This window comes from Aquabacter albus (genome assembly GCF_040049275.1).
In the GTDB taxonomy this organism is placed as follows: domain Bacteria; phylum Pseudomonadota; class Alphaproteobacteria; order Rhizobiales; family Xanthobacteraceae; genus Aquabacter.
The window spans coordinates 1-17897 of the sequence record NZ_JBDZDT010000002.1 but is presented as its reverse complement, the minus strand read 5'-3'; the positions used below and the strand labels follow the sequence as shown (position 1 = coordinate 17897).

Annotated in this window: 14 protein-coding genes and 1 pseudogene; 10 read left to right on the top strand and 5 right to left on the bottom strand. The window is 68.3% G+C overall.

The window, feature by feature from the left end; all coding sequences use genetic code 11:
• Positions 1-64: 64 nt before the first annotated feature.
• On the bottom strand, positions 65-343 hold the full coding sequence (locus tag ABLE91_RS03140; RefSeq protein ID WP_348928346.1) for a S4 domain-containing protein: 279 nt from the start codon (positions 341-343) through the stop codon (positions 65-67).
• Entirely contained in the window at positions 344-3730 is a 3387-nt protein-coding gene (locus ABLE91_RS03135; protein ID WP_348928344.1) for a helicase-related protein, read from the bottom strand.
• Positions 3731-4041: 311 nt separating this feature from the next.
• Here ABLE91_RS03135 and ABLE91_RS03130 point away from each other — a divergent pair, with 311 nt between their 5' ends.
• The 3 genes from ABLE91_RS03130 to metW are packed head-to-tail and all read left to right on the top strand — an operon-like array spanning position 4042 to position 6274.
• On the top strand, positions 4042-4344 hold the full coding sequence (locus ABLE91_RS03130; protein ID WP_348928343.1) for a hypothetical protein: 303 nt from the start codon (positions 4042-4044) through the stop codon (positions 4342-4344).
• Positions 4345-4400: 56 nt separating this feature from the next.
• Complete coding sequence (gene metX, locus ABLE91_RS03125; RefSeq protein ID WP_348928341.1) at positions 4401-5612, top strand: homoserine O-acetyltransferase MetX; 1212 nt, start codon at positions 4401-4403, stop codon at positions 5610-5612.
• Positions 5609-6274: a methionine biosynthesis protein MetW gene (gene metW / locus ABLE91_RS03120; protein WP_348928339.1), complete on the top strand. Its 666-nt coding sequence runs from the start codon at positions 5609-5611 to the stop codon at positions 6272-6274. The genes metX and metW overlap by 4 nt, the downstream gene beginning before the upstream one ends.
• A 99-nt stretch (positions 6275-6373) precedes the next feature.
• Here metW and ABLE91_RS03115 read toward each other — a convergent pair whose 3' ends face one another.
• Positions 6374-7102 (bottom strand): class I SAM-dependent methyltransferase, encoded by a 729-nt coding sequence (locus tag ABLE91_RS03115; protein ID WP_348928337.1) that lies wholly within the window; start codon positions 7100-7102, stop codon positions 6374-6376.
• Between the two features lie 114 nt (positions 7103-7216).
• Here ABLE91_RS03115 and gloB point away from each other — a divergent pair, with 114 nt between their 5' ends.
• Positions 7217-7990 (top strand): hydroxyacylglutathione hydrolase, encoded by a 774-nt coding sequence (gene gloB, locus ABLE91_RS03110; protein WP_348928336.1) that lies wholly within the window; start codon positions 7217-7219, stop codon positions 7988-7990.
• A gap of 3 nt (positions 7991-7993) precedes the next feature.
• On the top strand, positions 7994-8422 hold the full coding sequence (locus ABLE91_RS03105) for a cupin domain-containing protein (RefSeq protein ID WP_348928335.1): 429 nt from the start codon (positions 7994-7996) through the stop codon (positions 8420-8422).
• Between the two features lie 3 nt (positions 8423-8425).
• On the opposite strand, the gene ABLE91_RS03100 is transcribed toward ABLE91_RS03105, so the two are convergent.
• Both ABLE91_RS03100 and ABLE91_RS03095 read right to left on the bottom strand, forming a co-directional pair.
• On the bottom strand, positions 8426-8680 hold the full coding sequence (locus ABLE91_RS03100; protein WP_348928333.1) for a hypothetical protein: 255 nt from the start codon (positions 8678-8680) through the stop codon (positions 8426-8428).
• A gap of 409 nt (positions 8681-9089) precedes the next feature.
• Positions 9090-13910, bottom strand: a complete 4821-nt coding sequence (locus ABLE91_RS03095; protein ID WP_348928331.1) for an NAD-glutamate dehydrogenase — start codon at positions 13908-13910, stop codon at positions 9090-9092.
• 215 nt (positions 13911-14125) lie between these two features.
• Here ABLE91_RS03095 and ABLE91_RS03090 point away from each other — a divergent pair, with 215 nt between their 5' ends.
• The 5 genes and pseudogenes from ABLE91_RS03090 to ABLE91_RS03070 form a co-directional block, all read left to right on the top strand.
• Positions 14126-14731: a peroxidase-related enzyme gene (locus tag ABLE91_RS03090; RefSeq protein WP_348928329.1), complete on the top strand. Its 606-nt coding sequence runs from the start codon at positions 14126-14128 to the stop codon at positions 14729-14731.
• 203 nt (positions 14732-14934) lie between these two features.
• Positions 14935-15708: an ABC transporter ATP-binding protein gene (locus ABLE91_RS03085; protein WP_348928327.1), complete on the top strand. Its 774-nt coding sequence runs from the start codon at positions 14935-14937 to the stop codon at positions 15706-15708.
• On the top strand, positions 15701-16405 hold the full coding sequence (locus tag ABLE91_RS03080; protein WP_348928325.1) for an ABC transporter ATP-binding protein: 705 nt from the start codon (positions 15701-15703) through the stop codon (positions 16403-16405). Before ABLE91_RS03085 ends, ABLE91_RS03080 begins: the two co-directional genes overlap by 8 nt.
• A gap of 51 nt (positions 16406-16456) precedes the next feature.
• Positions 16457-17668, top strand: coding sequence for an ABC transporter substrate-binding protein (locus ABLE91_RS03075; protein WP_348928323.1), 1212 nt, complete (start codon positions 16457-16459; stop codon positions 17666-17668).
• Between the two features lie 75 nt (positions 17669-17743).
• Positions 17744-17897: pseudogene (locus ABLE91_RS03070) on the top strand (branched-chain amino acid ABC transporter permease); the annotation flags it as partial.

The following is a 17897-nucleotide window of genomic DNA, read 5'->3' as shown; positions in this document are numbered from 1 at the left end:
TCGCCCGGCCGGCCAACTTCGATTTCCGGCGCGCAAGCGCCGGCCGCAGCGTCATTTGACTTAATCAGTCTGTTATTTCCTCAAAAGTCTCGGTGGCAGATGTAGCATCCTCCCGCCGCTCCGAAAAGCCGACAACCCTGAGCACGCGGACCGAATGGTCCAGGCTCACCGTCACCACCTGCCCTACCCGCACGGTATAGCCGGCGCTGGTTACCCGCGCGCCGTCCACCCGCACATGGCCCTGGCGCACGAGCCCCGCGGCGGAGGCGCGGGCGCGCACCACACGGGCATACCAGAGCCACAGATCGAGCCGCTGACGTGCCGGGGAAGTTGGCTCCGTCACTCAGCTCCCCTTCTTTTCCGCCTCCATGCGCGCCTTCAGCGCAGCAAGGGCGGCAAAGGGGCTGTCGGGATCGGCGGGCTTCTCGCGGCGGCGTTCCTGGTGGACCGGCGCACGCTGCTCCGGACGCGGGCCGCGCTGGGCATCGCCCTCGCGGGGGCCGCGGAACGGCGGGCGGTCCTGGCGCGGCGGACGGCTCTGCCGCTCGCCTTGCCCCTCCCCGCCCGGCGCACCTTCGCGCTGCTCGTGCGGACGGTTCGGCCGGTGCTGATGGCGCTGCGGCGGGCGGCCGTCACGACGTTCGCCGCCGCCTTCACCCTCGCGCTGCTGGCGGTGGCCCTGTCCTTCGCGGTGCCCCCCCTGGCCTTCGCGCTGCGGCCGCTCGCGACGCGGCGCGCCCGGCGGACGGCCGGGGCGCCACACCTCGATGAGCGCAGCCTCGGCAGCCTCGGAGGAATCCGCCGCGACAGCGCCGGCCTCGGCCGTCTCGGCCGCGGGCACCTCACTACCGGCGGCGGGCTCGGCGCCCAACTCCGTGGGGGCTTCGTCTGTGGCGGCCTCGTCCGTGGGGGCCTGATCCGGGGCGCTGACTTCCGCAAGAACCTCCGCGGCCGTGGGATCGGCCAGGGCTTCCGTGGCCTCTTCGGTCTCAGAGGCTTCCGCCACCTCTTCCTCGGGGGCGTCGGGACCCTCTTCGGCAGAAGCCTCCTCGGCCGCCTCTTCGGCGACCGGGGGCGCTCCCGCCTCGTCCAGCGTCGCCTCGGCGACGGCTTCGACGGCCTCGGCCGAAGAATCCTCAGCTGCGGCCTCGGCCGGTGCCTCGATGGGATCGAACAGCAGGTCCGCCTCGATGGCGCCTTCCGGCGCCGGAGCCAGTTCCGCCTCGACCACCGGCGCGGGCGGGGCGTCGGCCTCCGGCGGCGGGGCAGCGCGGCGCTCCATGCGGTAGCCCAGCGAGCGCAGGATGGAGGCGAAGTCCTCGCCCGAGCAGCCCGCCAGCGAGGTCATGCCGACGGTGACGGTAAAGCCGCGCCCGTCCACCGCGCCCGCAGGCTTCGGGCCCGGAGACTGGGGCCGCCAGGCCAAGGCCGGGCGAATCAGGTCGGCGAGACGCTCCAATATGTCCACGCGCACCGCCCGCTCGCCGCAGACCCGGAAGCCGGCGGCGCGGTAGAGGCCCTTCTGGATCTCATGGTCCACGGGAATGGAGGTGCGGCCGGAAGCGGCAAGGCTCGGCAGCTCGTCGAGGCCCTTCTGGGAAAGGCCGCCATGCTTCAGGGCATGAAGCTCCAGGGCCAGCGCGCGCGGCGCGGGCTTCAGCAAGGCTGGCAGATAGATATGGTGGGCGCCGAATCGCACGCCATAGCCGCGCAGGGTGGCGCGGGAAGGCTGGTCGAGGGTCTTCATCTCCTCGGCCACCTTGGTGCGCTCCAGCACGCCGAGGCTTTCCACGATCTGGAAGGCGATGCCGCGGGCGATGCCGGTAATGTCCTCGGCCCCGGAGAGCTTGGTCAGCGGGCCGAGCAGCTTCTCCACATGGGCCTTCAGCCAGAGCGCGAGGCGGGCTTCCACCTGGTCGCGGGCGGGGCCGGTCAGATGCTCGTCGGCGATGATCTTGAAGCGGGGTGCGAGCACCTCCTCGCCGGGAATGAGCTTCGCCACCGGCTCGCCCACCCAGCGGATGGTGCCGTCGGCCGTGAGGACAAAGGCCTCGTCCACGGCGGCGGACAGCCGCGTCGCGCGGGCCTCTATCTCGCCGGCGAGCGCCTTCTGGGCGGCGGCGCGCAGCGCCTTCGCCTCTTCGCCCCCCGCGGATGGGTCGGGAGCGAACTGAAAGCCCTGGAGATGGCCGATCATGTGGCCCTCCACGGTGACGTCGCCGGTTTTGCTGATCTCAGTTTCGAGCATCGTATTCTCTCGCAGGCGCCGCATGAGCACGCTGGTCCGTCGGTCCACGAAGCGTTGTGCCAGCCGCTCGTGCAGTGCGTCGGACAGCTTGTCCTCGACCCCCCTCGTGACGCCTTGCCAGTGTTCCGGATCCTTGAGCCAATCGGGACGGTTGGCCACGTAGGTGAGGGTCCTCACCTGCGCGATCCGTCTCGACAGCGTGTCGATGTCCCCTTCCGCGCGATCGGTCAAGGCGATTTGACGCGCGAACCACTCATCGGGGATGCGGCCACCGGTCCCCACATGGTCGAAAAGGGTGCGCACGAGCTCCGCATGGGCCCCCGGAGAGATCTTCCGGTAGTCCGGGACCTGGCACACATCCCACAGCCGCTCCATGACATCGGGGGAGGTCGCGCGGTCCGCCACGGCAGGCTCGCGGCCCATGATTTCTAGCACTTGCACGTCATCGGCGGTGGGCGCGCGGGTGAGACCTTCCTCGCGCGGCGGCAGAGCGAGGCTGTCCTGGAGCGCCTTCAGCGAGGAGAAGTCGGGCACGGCGTTGCGCCACTGCAACACCTTGGCAGTCTCGAACGAATGACCCTCCAGCCGCTCCACCAATTCGGGCTCGAAGGGCGGGCAGCGGCCGGTCGTGCCGAAGGTGCCGTCGCGCGTCGCACGGCCCGCGCGGCCGGCGATCTGGGCCATCTCGGAGGGATTGAGGCGGCGGAACTGCCAGCCGTCGAACTTGCGGTCGGCGGCGAAGGCGACGTGATCCACGTCGAGATTGAGGCCCATGCCGATGGCATCGGTGGCGACGAGATAGTCCACGTCGCGGCTCTGGTAGAGCTCCACCTGGGCGTTGCGGGTGCGGGGCGAGAGCGCCCCCATCACCACCGCCGCCCCGCCCCGCTGGCGGCGGATCAGTTCGGCGATGGCGTAGACCTCCTCGGCCGAGAAGGCGACCACGGCAGAGCGCGGCGGCAGGCGGGTGATCTTCTTTTCGCCGGCAAACGAGAGCGTGGAGAGGCGCGGGCGCACCACCACATTGATGCCCGGCATCAGCTTTTCCAGCAGCGGGCGCATGGTGGCGGCGCCCAGCACCAGCGTCTCGTGGCGCCCGCGCCGGTTCAAGAGCCGGTTGGTGAAGACGTGGCCGCGATCAAAGTCGCAGGCGAGCTGGATCTCGTCGATGGCGACAAAGGAAACGTCGAGGTCGCGCGGCATGGCCTCGACGGTGGCCACCCAATAGCGCGGATTGGGCGGCTTGATCTTCTCCTCGCCGGTGATGAGCGCCACCTGCTTGGGCCCGACGCGCTCGACGATGCGCTGATAGACTTCGCGCGCGAGGAGCCGCAGCGGCAGGCCGATGATGCCGCTCTCGTGGCCCAGCATGCGCTCGATGGCGAGATGGGTCTTGCCGGTATTGGTGGGGCCAAGCACCGCCGTCACGCCCCGCGCCCTGATGGAACGGGGCAGGACCGCAAGTTTCGTCACATCATCCATGGGCGGGAGGCAGGTCCGGTGCGGTGGGGGGCTCGTGTATCATATCGGGACGCGAACGCCATTGCGCCACCCTCTGAAGGGGGCGAGGCGGGAACGAAAGGTGCGCGAATCGCTGATGGTGCCTGGGTCCGGCTTCGTTCCCTCCTGTCCCAAAGCGGTACAATCGCCTCTCCCCCGGGGAACAGACGTGTCCAAACACGGACCGAATCGCTGAATTGGCTCCGGTCCCTCTTTGTCCGTGGGGAACACAGCGTCTTGCCATGGGTTCCTCACACAAGCGTCGCAGTTTCGGCGCGAAGAGGAGACGCCCCATGCGGATGAACACATTTCTTCCTGTCCTGGCCGTTGCGGCCATCTTCGCCGGCCCGGCCTTCGCCCAGAGCGGCGTCGAAGCCGGCACGGGCACCAATCCGACCGTCCGCCAGCCCAACGGTGCGGTGGTGCCGATACCTCCCGCGCGCACCGGCACCAGCGTCCAAGGCCCCGTCGACACCGACCCCACCGTCACCGGCAGCGTCAGGTCCCGGGACACGACGGGCCTGCCGCAATCGCCGGAGGCCCGCAACGCCTTCGGCTGCCGCCAGATCGACCCGCTCTGCCAGGGCGGCCGCTGACATAGCCACCGCGTCTCCCGCTTGACACGGACAGGCGGGAGTCGCTTGGTGGCGCCATGGATCCTTTGGTCGAAGTCGAGGCCCCGGCCATCGACGCTGAAGATGCGCGGGCGCGCCGTGAAGCGGACGAGCCGCATTCGCCCGTGGTGCGGTTCGGGCGGAACAAGCCGTTGCGCCTCGATGCCGGCGTGGCGCTGACCGATCTCCAGATCGCCTACCAGACCTATGGCGAGCCCAATGCGGGGCGCACCAACGCCATTCTGGTCTGCCACGCGCTGACCGGCGACCAGCATGTGGCCAACGTGAACCCCGTCACCGGCAAGCCGGGCTGGTGGGAGACGCTGGTGGGGCCGGGCAAGCCCATCGACACCGAGCGCTTCTTCGTCATCTGCGCCAATGTGCTCGGCGGATGCATGGGCACCACCGGGCCCGCCTCCATCAATCCGCAGACCGGCCGGGCCTACGGCCTCGACATGCCGCTCGTCACCATCCGCGACATGGTGAATGCGCAGGCCATGCTCCTCGACCATCTCGGCATCGACCGGCTTTTGTGTGTAGCCGGCGGCTCCATGGGCGGCATGCAGGTGCTGCAATGGGCGGCGAGCTATCCCGAGCGGGTGCTCTCGGCCTTGCCCATCGCCACGGCGGCGCGGCATTCGGCGCAGAACATCGCCTTCCACGAAGTGGGCCGCCAGGCGGTGATGGCCGACCCGGAATGGCAGGGCGGCCATTACCTCCAGCATGGGGTGACGCCCCATCGCGGGCTCGCGGTGGCGCGCATGGCCGCGCACATCACCTATATGTCCGACCAGGCGCTGCACCGGAAATTCGGCCGCAAGCTGCAGGACCGGGTGCTGCCCACCTTCGGCTTCGATGCGGACTTCCAGGTGGAGAGCTATCTGCGCCACCAGGGCGAATCGTTCGTGCAGCGCTTCGACCCCAATTCCTATCTCTATGTCACGCGGGCCATGGACTATTTCGACCTTGCCGCCGACTATGACGGCGTGCTCGCCAACGCCTTCCGCGGCAGCAAGACACGTTTCTGCCTCGTCTCCTTCACCAGCGACTGGCTGTTCCCGACGCAGGATTCCCGCTCCATCGTCCACGCTCTGAACGCGTCGGGCGCCAGCGTCTCCTTCGCCGAGATCGAAAGCGACAAGGGCCACGACGCCTTCCTCCTCGAGGAGCCCGAATTGTTCGATATCACCCGCGGCTTCCTCGACAGCGCCGCCAAGGTCGCCGGGCTTCCGGCCGCACGGGACCGATGAGCACAATCACAGCCGAACGCAGCCAGCCCTTGGACGAAACCGCGGTGCGCTCATCGGGCGGCCGCGTCGACCTTGTGGTTGTGGCCGAGATGGTGGCCCGCGGCTCGCGGGTGCTGGACGTGGGCGCCGGCGACGGCGAGCTCCTGGAGCTGCTCGCCACCACGCGCGGCTGCGATGCGCGCGGCATCGAACTCTCCCGCGAGGGCGTGAATGCCGGCGTCGCGCGGGGCCTTGCCGTGGTGCAGGGCGATGCGGACGTGGACCTCGCCCATTATCCCGACGACGCCTTCGACTATGTCATCCTCTCCCAGACGCTGCAGGCCACCCGCCGCCCACGCTGGGTGATGGAGCAGATGCTGCGCATCGGCCGGCATGCGGTGGTGTCCTTCCCCAATTTCGGCCATTGGCGCTCCCGCCTCGATTTGGTGCTGCACGGGCGCATGCCGCTCACCGACAACATGCCCATCCCCTGGTACGAGACGCCCAACATCCATTTCTGCACGGTCCGCGACTTCGTGGAGCTGGTGGATGTGCTGGGCGCGCGCATGGAGAAGGCGGTGGCGCTGGATTCCTCCGGCCACCGCGTGCGCTTCAACATGCCCTGGTGGGTGTGGAACCTTCTGGGCGAGCAGGCGGTGTTCCTGCTGACGCGGAAGGGCTGAGCGCCCCCAACTTTGCAGTCATGCCCGGGCTTGACCCGGGCATCTTCCCCGAGGCGGAGGTCCCCGGACCAAGTCCGGGGATGGCCGCTCATGGAGCCCCTACCCCGCCGGCACGCCCTGGCCGAACACCGGCTCCAGGGCCGGCACCAGGGCCGGGCGCTTGACCGGCGCGGGGCGGTAGAGCTGCTTGGTCGCCTCCACCACGTGAACCCCCGCAAACGGCAAGGACAGCCCGCCGCCGACACGCTCCCACGCAATAGCGGTGCGCAGCATCCAGCGGGACGAGACTGGTGGGAAATAGAGCGCCTCGTCCCAGCCGACCGGCGTGAACAGCGCTTCGCGCAACAGCCGCACCACCTGCCCGCGCGAGAAGGGCCGGCCATTGCCGAACGGGGTGGTATCGAGCCGAGCCCAGACGCCGCGCCGGTTGGGCACCACCGCAAGCAGCCGCCCGCCAGGCGCCAGCACCCGCCAGACTTCCCGCAGCATGCCCGCGGCGTCAGGCGTCATTTCCAGAAGATGCACCGCCACCACCCGGTCGATGCAGGAATTGGGCAGCGGCAAGGCGCCCTCATCGGCCAGGGCCGCGAGCGTCGGCGCGGCGGAGGGCCAGCGCACCACCCCCTGCGCGGCGGGCATGAGGGCGATGCAGCGCTCCGCTTCCTCGCGGAACGCGCCGAGATAGGGCGTGGCATAGCCCATCCCCAGCACGGAGAGGCCGCCCACGTCCTGAAAGCGCGCGCGGATCGCCCGCCCCACCACGCGGCGCGTCACCGCGCCCAAAGGCTGGGCATAGAAGCTGCGCAGGTCGACGACGTCGAGGAACATGGCCTCCCTTTCCCTCGCGCCTTATAGCATGCCAGTGCGGCGCCATGAGGCTTGCTCCGCGAGCCCGGCGTGCTACTCAAAGCCGGTATATCCGCTTCAGGAGGAGATAGGTTCATGGCCATCGAAATCCGGATCATCCCCTGCCTCAGCGACAATTATGCCATCCTTCTGCACGACCCCGTGGCCCAGGCCACGGCGGTGGTGGACGTGCCCGAAGCCGGCCCCGTGCTGGCGGCGCTGGACCGGGAGGGCTGGAACCTCACGCACATTCTCGTCACCCACCATCATGCCGACCATGTGGACGGCGTGCCGGCGCTGAAAGCCCGGTTCGGGGCGACGGTGGTCGGCCCCAAGGCCGAGGCCGCCACCATTCCCGGCATCGACGTAGAGGTGGTGGACGGAGACCCGGTGGCCGTGGGCTCGCTCATCGGCCGCGTCATGGAGACCCCCGGCCACACTGCCGGCCATGTGGTCTATCTGTTCGAGGACGAGCGCCTGCTGTTCGCCGGTGACACGCTGTTCGTCATGGGCTGCGGACGGCCCATCGAGTGCGACCCGCCGGTGCTCTGGAAATCGCTCCAGCGGCTCAGGACCCTGCCGGACGACCTGTCGGTCTTCGTGGGGCATGAATATACCGTCGCCAACGGCCGCTTCGCGGTCAGCGTCGATCCCGACAACGGCGCGTTGCGCGCCCGGCTGGGGGATGCAGAAGCGGCGCGGCGGGACGGCAAGCCCACCATTCCGGTGCTGCTGGGCGACGAGAAGCTCACCAACCCCTTCCTGCGCGCCGACGACCCCGGAATGGCCGAGCGCATGGGGCTCGGCACCTCGGACAGCGCGGCGGTGTTCACCGAGCTGCGCGCCCGCAAGAACGTCTTCAAGGGCTGAGCGGTGACCGGGCTTTCCGCCGCGGAGATCATCGCTTTGCTCGGCCTTGCGCCCCATCCCGAGGGCGGGCATTTCCGCGAAACGTTCCGCGAGGCCGGGACGAACGGCGCGCGGGGCGCCTCCACCGCCATCTATTTCCTGCTGGCGGCGGGCGAGCGGTCCCACTGGCACCGGGTGGATGCGAGCGAGGCCTGGCATTGGTATGCCGGTGCGCCGCTGAAGCTCGGCATGGTCATGCCCGACGGCACGCGCAGCGACCATGTGCTCGGGGCGGACCTTGCGGCGGGGGAGCGGCCCCAGGCCGTTGTGCCGCCTCACGCGTGGCAGGCGGCGGAGAGCCTGGGCGCATGGACCCTGGTGGGCTGCACGGTGGCGCCCGCCTTCGACTTTTCCGGCTTCGAGCTTGCCCCGCCCGGCTGGGAGCCGGCGTGAGGCTCACTGCCCCTGGAAATGGCCGGGCTTGAAGGTCCAGACGGTCAGGCCTGAAATGGTGACGGACGGCACGTTCCAGCGCGGGGTGAACGACCCTGCCGGCGGCTGCGGATCGGGCACCTGGACGCCGATCAAGGGCTTTGGTGCCACAGGCTTGGCAAGCTTGACCTTGCCGCCGGCATCACCGGATTGGTCGGCCAGCGCGACGGCGGGCGCGAGGAGCATCGCGAGGGTGAGGGCGCACGGGATCGAACGCATCGGCATGTCTCCGAATGTCCTTGGGAGAGCTTAAGCCCTCGGCGGCGCCCGATCTTGCCCAAAACACCGCCGGCGCGAGAATGTGATCAAGGATGCGCCGCGCACCCTCGGGCGTGGAGCCCGTTGCGATACTCGTCGGACGGCCCGAATGCGACCGCCGCGCCCCCTCTCCCCGAGGGGGAGAGGGTTGGGGTAAGGGGGAACCACCCTCCCCAGTCCTGAACCGCCGGAGCCCCCTCACCCGGCTGCTATGCAGCCGACCTCTCCCCCTCGGGGAGAGGTGAAAAACTCAGCGATCACGATTTTGGGGGATTGCAGGGGCTCCCTTCGAAGGGAGAACCCTGGTGCGCTTAAAGAAATGGCCGGGACAAGCCCGGCCATGACGATTGCTCAGACAGGCGTCCGCGCTTCACACCCGCGCCAGATCCGACAGCAGGCTCGCCGCCAGCGTGAGCTTCGAAAGCGTGAGCCCCGAGGCGACGATGTCCTTCACCGTCGCCCGCGTGCGCTCCACTTCCTTGCGGCGGCTCTCCACCCAGGCTTCCACGGCCTCGACGCCGCTCTTGCCGGTGTTGAGCATCTCGACGCTCGCCTGGCGCACGAAGTTTTCCACCTGGGAGAGCGCCCGGTCCATGGCGAGGCGGTCGTAATAATCGGGCGCCATGATGGAGCCCGCCGCGCCGACCACCTCGTCCACCGCGAAATAGCGGCCCGCCGCGAAGAAGGTGGACGCGGCATCCGCCACCGAGCGGCCCGTGGTCTGGGACAGGAGCGCGATGTCCGTGCCCGCCGCCAGGGCCCGAAGGCTCGCCACCTGACGGGCGAGGTCCGCCGGCACATTGGCGGCCGCCAGTTCCTCGGCCCGCGTGTCGCGCCAGGCCAGCCAGCTCTCCGGCAGGCTCGCATCCATCACCGCGGCGAGCGCGGTAATGCCGCCGCGATACTGCGTCACCACCGCGCCGATGCCGGCATTCAGGCTGACATTGCGCAGGAACCAGATGGCCCGGCCCAGCATCAGCTCCTGCACCTCGGCATAGAGCTTCAGCTGCACGTCGCCGGAAATCCTGTTGTCCAGCGCATCGATGGCGGCATTGATCGCCGGCAGACCGAAGCTGTCGCGCACCACCGCGAAGGCCCGGACGATGGAGGCCGCGTCCGTCCCCGTCTGGTCGGCGATGCGGGCGATGGTGGCCGGGCCGCCCTGGTTGATGATGGCGTTGGAGAGGCCTGTGGCGATGATCTCGCGCCGCAGCCGGTGCGCCGTGATGGCGTTCGGGAAGCGGCTCTGCAGGGCGTGCGGGAAGTAATGGACCAGCTCGTCCGCCAGATACGCGTCGTCGGGCACGTCCGTGGTGAGCAGCTCCGCATAGAGCGAGAGCTTGGCATAGGCGAGCAGCACCGCCAGCTCGGGCCGGGTCAGGGCCTCGCCGCGCGAGCGGCGCTCCTGGATCTCGGCGTCGCTCGGCAGATATTCCACCTGCCGGTCCAGCTCGCCGCGCAGTTCCAGCATCTGCATGAGGCGCTGCTGGAAGGCAGTGTCCCCGGTGCCGCTGCGCTGGGCCAGCGAGAGCGCCAGCGTCTGGAGATAATTGTTGCGCAGGACGAGGTGGCCGACCTCCTCGGTCATCTCGCCCAGGAGCGCCGCGCGGTCGGGGGCGGAGAGCACGCCTTCCGCCACGGGGAGGGACAAGGCGATCTTGATGTTCACCTCGACGTCGGAGGTGTTCACGCCCGCCGAATTGTCGATGGCGTCGGTGTTGAGGCGCACCCCCCGCCGCGCCGCCTCGATGCGGCCGCGCTGGGTCATGCCGAGGTTCGCGCCCTCGCCCACCACCTTCACCCTGAGGTCGGCGCCGGTGATGCGGATGGCGTCGTTGGCGCGGTCGCCGGCCTGGGCGTCGGTCTCGGTGGAGGCGCGCACATAGGTGCCGATGCCGCCGAACCAGAGCAGGTCCACCTGGGCCTTGAGGATCGCGTTCATCACCTCGTTGGGGGTGGCCTCCAGCTTTTCGAGGCCGAGCACCGCGCGCACCTCGGGCGAGAGCGGGATGCTCTTTGCGGTGCGCGGGAAGATGCCGCCGCCTTGCGAGATGAGCGAGGCGTCGTAGTCCGCCCAGGAGGAGCGGGCGAGGTTGAACAGGCGCTGGCGCTCCGCATGGCTGCGGGCGGGATCGGGATTGGGATCGAGGAAGATGTGGCGGTGGTCGAACGCCGCCACCAGCTTCAGCGCCGTGGAGAGCAGCATGCCGTTGCCGAACACATCGCCCGACATGTCGCCCACGCCCACCACCTGGATGGAGGTGGTCTGGATGTCCACGTCGATCTCGCGGAAATGGCGCTTCACCGCCTCCCACGCGCCGCGGGCGGTGATGCCCATGGCCTTGTGGTCGTAACCCACCGAGCCGCCCGAGGCGAACGCATCGTCCAGCCAGAAGCCGTGCGACTGGGAGATGCCGTTGGCGATATCGGAGAAGGTGGCCGTGCCCTTGTCGGCGGCGACCACGAGATAGGGATCGTCGCCGTCGATCCGCACCACGTTGGGCGGATAGACCACCGCGCCACCCTTCAGATTGTCGGTGATGTCGAGAAGGCTCGACACGAAGACCTTGTAGGCGGCGATGCCCTCGGCCTGCACCGCATCGCGCGAGCCGCCGGCGGGCAGGCGCTTGGGCACGAAGCCGCCCTTCGCGCCCACGGGCACGATCACCGCATTCTTCACCTGCTGAGCCTTCACGAGGCCCAAAACTTCCGTGCGGAAATCCTGGGGCCGGTCGGACCAGCGCAGGCCGCCGCGCGCCACATGGCCGAAGCGCAGATGCACGCCTTCCACGCGGGGCGAATAGACGAACACCTCATAGAGCGGACGCGGCAGGGGCAGGCCCTCCACCTTGGCGCTCTCATACTTGATGGAGATGGCGCCCTTGGGCCGCCCGTCCGCCTCCACCTGGTAGAAGGTGGTGCGGATGGCAGCATCCACGAGGTTCACGAAGCGGCGCAGGATGGTGTCCTCGTCCAGAGACGAGACCTCGGCGAGCGCGGCTTCGATCTCCTTGCGCAGCGGCTCCTCGCGCAGAGCCAGCGCCTCCGGCGCGACGTCGAGGCGGGGGTCGAAGCGGGTGTGGAACAGCTGGACGATGGCGGCGGCCACGTCGGCATGGCCGACCAGAGTGGTCCAGAGATAGTCCTGGCTGTAGGCGATGCCCGCCTGCCTGAGATAGCGCGCCAGCGCCCGGGCGAGCGCCACGTCCCGCCAGGCGAGGCCCGTGTCGAGCACGAGGGCGTTGAAGCCGTCATTCTCCGCCTCGCCGCGCAGCACGGCGGTGAGCAGGTCCTCCAGGCGCTCGGCGGAGCCGGACACCTCGATGGTGCGGCCGTCGCTGCGCTCCAGCGTCATCTCGTGCAGCCAGGAGAGCCGCTCCTGCCCGTCGGCGGATGCGGGCGTGAGGCGGAAGGTGCGCTCGTTGATGGCGCGCAGGCCCATATTCTCCAGCATGGGCACGCGCTCGGAGAGCGGCAGCGGCCGGCCGAAGGAGAGGAGGCGCAGGGAGATGCGGCTCGCCGGGTCGGCGTCGCGGCGGTAGAAATCGAGCGCGATGGGCCGCTCGGCGGACATGCGCTCCATGCGCTCGATGTCAGCGAGCGCCGTCTGCACGTCATAGGATGCCGAATAGCCGGCGCCGAACGCCTGCCCATAGCGCTCGAACAGGATGTGGGCATCATGCACTCCATGGGCCGCGCGCAGCGCATCGCGCAGGCGGTCGCTCCAGGAGAGCACGTCGTCCGCCACCGCCTGCTCCAGCTCCGCGCGGTTGACGGTGGGCGTGCGGCCTTCCTTGCGGCTGATCATGAAATGGACGCGCGTCAGCGGCACGTCGGCGAGGAAGGTGGGGGTGAAGCCGGCCATCTTGCCGTCGAAGGCGGCCGCGAGGCGATCCGCGATGCGGTTGCGCAGCGCGCCGTCATAGCGCTCGCGCGGTACGAAGACGAGCACCGAGACGAAGCGGCCGAACGGGTCCGGGCGCGGCAGGACGCGCACGCGCGGCCGGTCGTAGAGCGAGAGGATGTCGAGGGCGTAGGGCAGCAGCGTGTCGGCGTCGATCTGGAACAGGTCGTCGCGGGGATAGGTCTCCAGCACGGTGGCGAGCGCCTTGCCGGAATGGCTGTCCTCCTCGAACCCCGCGCGCTGCGCCACGACCTCCGTCTTGAGGCGCAGATACGGGATGTGCCGCACGGAGTGGGTGTAGGCGTTGGAGGTGAACAGGCCGATGATGCGCAGCTCGCCGACCTGCTTCCCGTCGGCCCCGTGCAGCTTCATGCCCACGAAGTCCATATAGGCCCGGCGGTGCACCCGCGACCACAGGCTGGACTTGGTGATGAGCAGCGGGATGGCCTCGGAGAGCACCGAGCCCCTCTCGGTCCCCAGCGTCTCGTCTCCCAGCTCCCGGATGGCGGGATTGCGCAGGATCCCGAGGCCGGGCTCGGCCTGAAGCTGCCCGTCCGCGCCGAGGGCATACTTGCGCACGCCGAGGAAGATGAAGTTGTTGCCGGCGAGCCATTCCACGAAATCCGCCGCCTCGTTCCGGTCCGCCTGGGAATAGGGCAGGGTCTCGACGCGGCAGGTCTTTGAGAGGTCGCGGACCTGATCGCGCATGGCGATGAAGTCCTCGTTGGCGGCGCGCACGTCGGCCAGCGTCTTGTCCAGCGCGTCCTTCAGCGCGGCGCGGGCCTCCTCGGTCTCCAGGAGCTGGATGTGGAGGTGGATCAAGCTCTCATGGTGCAGGCCGCGGGCCTCGGCGGAGCGCAGGTCCGCCTCCACCTCCTCCACCGCGCCCGAGGGGCCGCGCTTCACCGCGAGGATGGGGTGGGAGGTGAGCTTCAGCTCCAGCGCCCGGTCGGCCAGCTCGCCGGCCACCGAATCGAATAGGAAGGCCATGTCGTCATTGGCCGCCTCGATGACGGTGACGGCAGGCGCGCCGGGCCATTCGGGATTGTAGACGCGCACGTCGTGCTGCCCGGGCTTGCGGGCGGACAGATGGGCGAAGGCATCCTGCGTCAGGCGGGCAAGCGCCTCCGGCAGCAGCGTCTCCACGTCCTCGGGCGCGGCGCCGTTCAGGAGGGCCAGGGAGAAAGCCTCGGGAACGCCGGACCCGGCCAGCAGCGAGATGGCCGCCGCGATGCGGTCGCCCGCGCCGAAATCCGCCTCGGAACCTCGAACTCCGTGAATGTTCATGGCTTTTCCCCCAATTGGCCGGCACCTTATTAGGTGTGGCCCGGCCTCGAGATCGTCTTCTTGTCCTCCGCCGGTCTCGCACACCGGCGCGATGAAACGATGACGGGAACGTAACGAAGGGCAACACCATGACGTCGCAAAAGAAGACAAACAAGCCGAAGAAAGCCGTCCAGAAGACTGCCGAAAATAAAGGCGTGCCCCGCAAGAAGGCAGCCATGGCGAATGTAATGGTTGCGCCCACTCCGGAAGTGCGACGGGATGACGACCCCGTCATCGCCTTGCCCCTCCCCCCCGCCCAGCTCGATGCCGCGACCAAGGCCTATTTCGCCAAATGCCTGGAGAAGATCGGCTTCGTGCCAAACGTACTCCAGGCCTATGGCTTCGACCTCGCCAAGCTCGGCGCGTTCGCGACCATGTACAACGACCTGATGCTGGCGCCGTCCGCCCTCACCAAGCTGGAGCGGGAGATGATCGCGGTGGCCGTGTCGAGCGTGAACCGCTGCTATTACTGCCTCACGGCCCATGGTGCTGCAGTCCGCCAGATCTCGGGCGATCCCATTCTGGGCGAGCAGATGGTCATGAACTATCGCGCCGCCCGGCTCGACGCGCGCCAGCGCGCCATCCTGGATTTCGCGGTGAAGCTCACCGAGCGCCCGCACGAGGTGGAAGAGCCGGACCGCGAGGCGCTGCGCCGCGTCGGCCTTTCCGATCGCGACATCTGGGACGTGGCGGCGGTGACCGGCTTCTTCAACATGTCCAACCGCATCGCCTCCGCCACCGACATGCGGCCGAACCCTGAATATCACACGCAGGGACGGTAGCGGGACGCCGCCCTCCACAGCCCCGGAGCGGAATCAATCAAGCGTTCAAATTTGTCCTTCGGATATATTGACGCCGGCCACGCTTGCCGTGATACCGTTCCGATAACGAACAAAAGCATCAGCCATAGATGCAATCGGGGAGTGTGCTGGGGGGTGCGTCTGCGCCACCCTCGGCCGGAACAGCGAGGGCTTCAAGCGCGCTCATGGACACTGTCTCGGACGTGCCCTTTATCGTTGAAGCAAGTGGACTGACGAAGGAATTCAAGGGTTTTGCGGCGGTCAAGAACGTCGACCTAAGGATTCGCCGGCACACCATTCACGCCCTGATCGGGCCGAATGGCGCGGGCAAGACCACCTGTTTCAATCTCATCACCAAGTTCCTGGAGCCCACGCGCGGCACCATCCGGCTCAACGGGCGCGACATCACGCGCACCAAGCCGGCGGACGTGGCGCGGCTCGGCATGGTCCGCTCGTTCCAGATCTCCGCCACCTTCGGCAATATGAGCGTGATTGAGAATGTGCGCGTGGCGCTGCAGCGCCCGCTCGGCACCTCGTTCCATTTCTGGGAGAACGAGACCTCGCTCGACGCGCTCAACGACCGCGCCATGGAGCTGATCGAGGAGGTCGGCCTCACCGCCTATGCCAACCATCTGGCGGTGGAGCTGCCCTATGGCCGCAAGCGCGCCCTGGAGATCGCCACCACGCTGGCGCTGGAGCCGGAGATGCTGCTCCTGGACGAGCCCACCTCGGGCATGGGCCGCGAGGACATCGCCCGCACCGCCGACCTCATCAAGCGCGTCTCCGCCAACCGCACGGTGCTGATGGTGGAGCACAATCTCTCCGTGGTCGCCAACCTCTCCGACCGTATCACGGTGCTCGCGCGCGGCGAGATCCTCACCGAGGGGCCCTATTCCGAGGTGTCGAAGAACCCGCAGGTGATCGAGGCCTATATGGGAACGGGGCACGGCCATGGCTGAGGCGTTGCTGAAGGTCGAGGACCTGCACGGGCATTATGGCGAGAGCCATGTGCTGCACGGCATGAGCTTCGACATCAACAAGGGCGAGGTGGTCACCCTGCTCGGCCGCAACGGGGCGGGCAAGACCACCACCATGCGGGCGATCATGGGCCTTTTGCGCAAGCGCGCCGGCTCGATCCGCTACGAAGGCAAGGAGACGGTGGGGCTCGCTCCCAACCAGATCGCGCGCCTCGGCATCGCCTATTGCCCGGAGGAGCGCGGCATCTTCGCCAGCCTCAACGTGCGCGAGAATTTGCTGCTGCCCCCCGTGGTGAAGCCCGGCGGGCTTTCGGTGGACGAGGTGCACGCGCTGTTCCCGCGGCTGGAAGAGCGCCGCAACAGCCAGGGCACCAAGCTCTCGGGCGGCGAGCAGCAGATGCTCGCCATCGCCCGCATCCTGCGCACCGGGGCCAAGCTCCTGCTGCTGGACGAGCCGACCGAAGGCTTGGCGCCGGTGATCGTGCAGCATATCGGCGAGATCATCCGCACCCTGAAGAAGAAAGACTTCACCGTGCTGCTCGTGGAGCAGAACTTCCACTTCGCCTCAACCGTGGCCGACCGGCATTATGTGGTCGAGCACGGACGGGTGGTGGACATGGTGCCCAATGACAAGATCGCGGAAAACGCGGCGCGTCTGGAAACTCTCCTCGGCGTCTGAACCGAGGCTTTCGTGACATCGCGGCCGGCTCATGCCGGCAGGAGGAAACACATGCGTTTCGCAGCCATGCTCATGGCGGCCGCCAGCGTCTTCGCTGTCTCCGCCGCCCAAGCCCAGACCCCGGTCAAGGTGAAGATCGGCGTCCTTACCGACATGTCGAGCCTCTATTCCGACCTCGCCGGCGCCGGTTCGGTGTGGTCGGCGAAGAAGGCGGTCGAGGACTTCAACGCCACCAACAAGGACGTCCAGGTGGAGGTGATCTTCGCCGACCACCAGAACAAGGCCGACGTCGGCACCTCCGTGGCCCGCCAGTGGTATGACGTGGACGGCGTCGACATGATCGTCGACACCCCGAACTCCGGCGTTGCGCTCGCCATCAACACGGTGACGCGCGAGAAGAACAAGGTGTTCATCAATTCCGGCGCGGCCTCCTCCGACCTGACCGGCAAGGCCTGCTCGCCCAACACGGTCCACTGGACCTACGACACCTGGGCGCTGGCCAACGGCACCGGCAAGGCCATCACCAAGAATGGCGGCGACACCTGGTTCTTCCTCACCGCCGACTACGCCTTCGGCCACGCGCTGGAGCGTGACACATCCGAAGTGGTGAAGGCGAACGGCGGCAAGGTGCTCGGCAGCGTGCGCGTGCCGATCAACAATTCCGACTTCTCGTCCTTCCTGCTGCAGGCCCAGGGCTCCAAGGCCAAGGTCATCGGCCTCGCCAATGCGGGCGGCGACACCATCAACTCCATCAAGCAGGCGGCCGAGTACGGCATCGTCTCCGGCGGCCAGAAGCTCGCCGGCCTGCTGGTCTTCCTGTCCGACGTCCACTCGCTGGGCCTGAAGACGGCGCAGGGCCTGACCATGACGGAAGCGTGGTACTGGGACATGACGGACGCCAACCGCGCCTACGCCAAGGACTTCTCGGCCGGCAACGGCGGCAAGTATCCCACCATGGTGCATGCGGGCGTCTATTCCGGCGTCACCCACTACCTGAAGGCCGTGGCCGCCCTGAAGGCCGGCAAGGACGGCGCGGCGGTGGTGGCCGAGATGAAGAAGCTCCCCACCGACGACAAGCTGTTCGGCAAGGGCGAAGTGCGCGCGGACGGACGCCAGATCCATCCCATGTACCTGTTCGAGGTGAAGAAGCCGTCGGAGTCCAAGGGCCCGTACGACTACTACACCCTGAAGGCCACCATCCCGGCGAATGAGGCGTTCCGCCCGCTCGACCAGGGTGATTGCCCGCTGGTCAAGAAGACCTGACGCGGAACGCGGACCGGCTCCGGGGACACCATCTCCGGGGCCGGCCTGCATCCTTTCTCACAGAGATACCCGACCATGTTCGAGCTTCTCGGCATCGCGCCTCAGGCATTGTTCGGCCAGCTTCTGCTGGGCCTCATCAACGGCTCGTTCTATGCCATGCTGAGCCTCGGGTTGGCGGTGATCTTCGGGCTGCTCAACGTCATCAACTTCACCCACGGCGCGCAGTACA